Below are 1,668 nucleotides of genomic sequence, written 5' to 3'. Positions count from 1 at the left end.
AACATTCAACGCCATCTCCGAGAGCCGCCAAGAAAACGAGAATACCAAGCGCTAATTTGGTAAGTTAGCGCCAATGGAGACAACCCCTCACCCGGCGACCCAGGGCGATGCTTCGCATCGCCAGGGGCCGCCACCCTCTCCCACAAGGGGAGAGGGTGCACCGAGATCGCCGCCACAAGACGGATCAATCAAGCCAGAAAATAAGCCAATCAAACCTACGCCGCCGCCGCCAGCGCCGCCTGGGCATCCGCCTTGATGCGGGCCACCATCGAGCGGAAACCGTTGGAGCGCTGCGGGGTCAAATGCTCGCGCAAGCCGAGCTTCTCGAACAGGGCGATCGGATCGGCGGCCAGGATCTCGCTTGCCGTGCGGCCCGACACCATGGCCAGGAGGATCGCGACCAGGCCGCGAACGATGTGGGCGTCGCTGTCGCCGATGAAGTGGAGCGCCGGTGCTGCGGCGTCGTGCCGCACGGTGGTGGCGAGCCAGACCTGGCTGGTGCAGCCCTGCACCTTGTTGCCATCATTGCGGTCGGCGTCGGGCAGCGGCGGCAGGCCGCGGCCGAGCTCGATCACATAGCGGTAGCGGTCGTCCCAGTCGTCGAGCAGCGCGAAATTCTCGACGATGTCCTCGATGTCCGGCGCCGCCTGCGTCGTGGTCTGGGTCATCTTCAACATCAGGCTCTCCGTGTCACCGGCTGATCTCCGTGGATATGTGGGCCGGCGATGCAGTCGGGCCCGGTTCGCTCCCGCGCCGCGCCAGCACGGAATCGACCGCGTGCGTGACGCCGTCGAAAGTGATCGGCTTGGCGATGATGGCTTCCGCGCCCTGCTGCAGGCCGGCCAGCGCGAGCGGCGATCGGGTCGATCCCGCGACCACGATGATGCCAGCCTGATGCATCTTCCGGGCAAGCATGCCGACGGTCTCGGCGCCGTCGTCCTCCAGGATGCTGCTCCCGACCAGGACGGCATCGGGCGTGGCCCGCACGGCCTTGCTCAGTGCATCCGCGGTCTCCGCGAAGGTGAAGGTCTCGTGACGCTCGCTGAGAATGTAGCCGAGCGCCGAGCGGATCACCTGATCGGCTTCAATGACAAAGACGCGCGCCTTGCTCGCCATCAAAAGTACTCCTGCTGGCCCGTTCGAAAGCGGGTTTGATCTACATCAAGCAAACTCCGTACCGCCGCTCCTGGCCGGCCTCGGCGAGCGTTCCGCGGTGTTCTCTACGGAAGCGTCGCTCGGAGCCGCGGCGGCATGTGTCGTTTCGGACAGCACGGCGCGGGAGCGTCGGGTGAAAACCCCCGATGTCGGATTTGCAACAAGTACATCCTAGCGCCGAGCTTGGCCGCATCTCTTTCAAAACATGGCCTTTTTAACGATTCCAAAGCTCTGGCACATCAGTTGCAAAACTGGGCTCAGGCAAAGGTTGAGGGCTGAGTGCACGCCGACGCTTCGGACGAGCGATGCTCTCCTTCCCAATAACCCGTCTGCCGGTTCTGGAGAGAGGACGCGGTCTCGTCATGCAAGGCGCATGCGGGACATTGGCAATCGGTTGATGGAGAGCAGAATGTCATCACTTCGACAAATCGCATTTTACGGCAAAGGCGGCATCGGCAAATCGACGACGTCGCAGAACACGCTCGCGGCGCTCGCCGAGATGGGTCATCGGAT

2 protein-coding genes and 1 pseudogene are annotated in these 1,668 nt (G+C 63.5%); 1 reads left to right on the top strand and 2 read right to left on the bottom strand.

The features are described from left to right. Positions 1-215 precede the first annotated feature (215 nt). A complete protein-coding gene (locus tag ACQR1X_RS32485) occupies positions 216-677 on the bottom strand; it encodes a SufE family protein (protein WP_434900359.1) in 462 nt (153 codons plus the stop codon). A gap of 13 nt (positions 678-690) precedes the next feature. Next, positions 691-1,116 carry a response regulator gene (locus ACQR1X_RS32480; RefSeq protein ID WP_434880233.1) on the bottom strand — a complete coding sequence of 142 codons (426 nt, stop codon included), beginning with the start codon at positions 1,114-1,116 and terminating at the stop codon, positions 691-693. 448 nt (positions 1,117-1,564) lie between these two features. Here ACQR1X_RS32480 and nifH point away from each other — a divergent pair. Then, positions 1,565-1,668: pseudogene (gene nifH / locus ACQR1X_RS32475) on the top strand (nitrogenase reductase); the annotation flags it as partial.

The sequence above is a fragment of the Bradyrhizobium sp. HKCCYLRH3073 genome (assembly GCF_051167995.1).
Taxonomy (GTDB): domain Bacteria; phylum Pseudomonadota; class Alphaproteobacteria; order Rhizobiales; family Xanthobacteraceae; genus Bradyrhizobium.
This window is presented reverse-complemented; position numbering and strand designations above follow the sequence as displayed.

Coding starts and splice junctions, on each gene's coding strand:
- ACQR1X_RS32480 (WP_434880233.1), bottom strand. CDS start 1,116: ATGGCGAGCAAGGCGCGCGTCTTTGTCATTGAAGCCGATCAGGTGATC.
- ACQR1X_RS32485 (WP_434900359.1), bottom strand. CDS start 677: ATGTTGAAGATGACCCAGACCACGACGCAGGCGGCGCCGGACATCGAG.